This is a genomic window from Variovorax sp. P1_H2, assembly GCF_056405295.1.
The window spans coordinates 1-1,956 of record NZ_JBFUCJ010000262.1; the positions used below are offsets into that span (position 1 = coordinate 1).

General features: G+C 58.5%; 2 protein-coding genes. Both read left to right on the forward strand.

The window, feature by feature from the left end; genetic code table 11:
- Positions 1–450: 450 nt before the first annotated feature.
- Positions 451–1,116 carry a C40 family peptidase gene (locus AC1D2E_RS35645; RefSeq protein ID WP_478201765.1) on the forward strand — a complete coding sequence of 222 codons (666 nt, stop codon included), beginning with the start codon at positions 451–453 and terminating at the stop codon, positions 1,114–1,116.
- A gap of 285 nt (positions 1,117–1,401) precedes the next feature.
- Positions 1,402–1,821 (forward strand): hypothetical protein, encoded by a 420-nt coding sequence (locus tag AC1D2E_RS35650; RefSeq protein ID WP_478201766.1) that lies wholly within the window; start codon positions 1,402–1,404, stop codon positions 1,819–1,821.
- Positions 1,822–1,956: the final 135 nt, after the last annotated feature.

Sequence of the window (1,956 nt, forward strand, 5' to 3'; positions counted from 1 at the left end):
GCTGTGGGCCGTAGCCCATTTCCATCGTCGCCGCGATGAACTCCTCGCGGCTTATCGAATGCAGGCTCGGAAGGTCGTGGGCTGCGTCAAGACCATTGGTGATTGCGGCTTCAAAATCTTTGCGGAACTCGCACTCCGGGGCAGATTTGGGCTTCCAGTAGTTGAACTTGGTTGTCATGACTGGTTGGAGTAGTGCATGGGAACGATTCCGCGTCTTCAGTGATTTGAATCTCGACTGTAGCCTTCCCCCGGCGCGAGGAAGGCCAAGTCGCGATTTGCGTTCTGTTTCTTCGGGACTGGTAGGGGTGTGATGTGACTGGCGTCGTCTGCGGTGCCTGCTTTCAGAAACGCGCCCAGTCGGATGTGTTGCCCTTTGTGGCTCTGCGGCCACATCGAGCTGGATGTTTGGGCGAAACCTTGGGCGATACTTCCGGTACTAAAAGGAACAAGATGCAACAACACGACATTCGTCCCGGGGACTTGCTTTTGAGTCGGGGTGGAGAGGATGAAAAGTGGTCTATCGGCGAAGCGGTACGGAACAGAATCCGGACCGCAACGGACAGCCCGTACACCCATGCGGCCATCGCTCTAAGTAGCACGGAGATCGCCGATGCTCGGCCCGGAGGAGTGAGGATCCGACCGCTCCAGCATCTAGTGGACGGGGCTGCCTGCGTGCTCGTGCTTGCGCGGGACGACATCTGGGATGCGGGGAGGCTTCGTCAGCTCCGCGCGTATGTCGAAGACCTCGAAGCGCTCGGCGCCAGGTACAACTATGCTGATGCCCTGCGCTTCGAGAAAAACAAGGCGCGGCATCAGGCGGGCATTACACAGGCGTTGGAGGATTTCTTCGAGAAGAGCGTGAGCAATGGCGCGACGAACTGCGGGCCGTTCTTCTGCTCCGAGTTGGTCGTTGCCTGCTTGATTCACATCGGCTACATCGACCCTAGCGCCGCGGTCGTCTATGACCCCGGAACTCATTCTCCTGGAGATCTGTTGCGGGACGCCACCTTCGGCTATTTGGTCGGCTATCTTTCGAACGACCCTGGATTCAAGGTGCCCGCTGATGACCCGCTCCACGCCCTGACAAGATACAACGATGTGTGTGCCCGTCGCTAGTCCGGCGATGACAGGCCTCCTCCCAGGCGCCCTTGAGGAATCGAAATCCCCCATTTCTCTACCACCTGGACTCGTCTGATTGAGCGAGCATCGTGCGACAACTCGACGACGCAGTCCGGCGGAGTGCTTGGAGAGCTTGTATCCGGTGATGATCACACTCCCGCAGACCGTCGAGTCGTCAGCGCAGCGATTGCTCACCTTCGAAGCATTGCCGTTGCGGCCAAGGCCTAGCTTGCGATCCTTGGCCGTTGCAGTAACGCGGAACTCAGCAGATCAGGAGGGTCAATGAAGACTGCAGGCGTGAAGGCACTTGTACGAGACGTCTTAGAGACGCTGCCCAAGCCGTACTCCGAACACATMATCGAGGATGTGTTCCTTGCGATCGAGTACAACGCAGCTTGGCGCGCGCGATATGAGACGGAGTGTGCGTCTCTGGGAACCACCGTCACCAATACTTGGGGAGGGCACTGGGTCGCGAATACTCTTGGCAAAGTCGGAGAACGGCAGGTCCCGGCGAGGACAAGCAAGCTGATCGGCTCCTATTCCGTCCTCGATACGGACGCCAAGACGGTGCTACGCAAGCCGAAGGAATCTGAAGCCTTGCAGATGATGGCTGACTACTACCTTGCCAATAGATCGCAGTTGCCGACGGGGGTTCGCGACCATCGCGAATTGATTGTTGACCTTCTGATGGAAGGAACGTAAGCAACTGGTCACCCCATCTTGAATCGTTCCGCGGGTGCCGGGAGCATGCGTCCACCTCACAACTTAGGTGGACACCATGGAAATCGCCAAACCCGCTACCCGCCGTCGCCACGGCCCGGACCTGAAGTCGCGCGT

What these genes read in the sequence shown, in the direction of transcription:
- AC1D2E_RS35645 (WP_478201765.1), top strand. Translation starts at nt 451, where the DNA reads ATGCAACAACACGACATTCGTCCCGGGGACTTGCTTTTGAGTCGGGGT.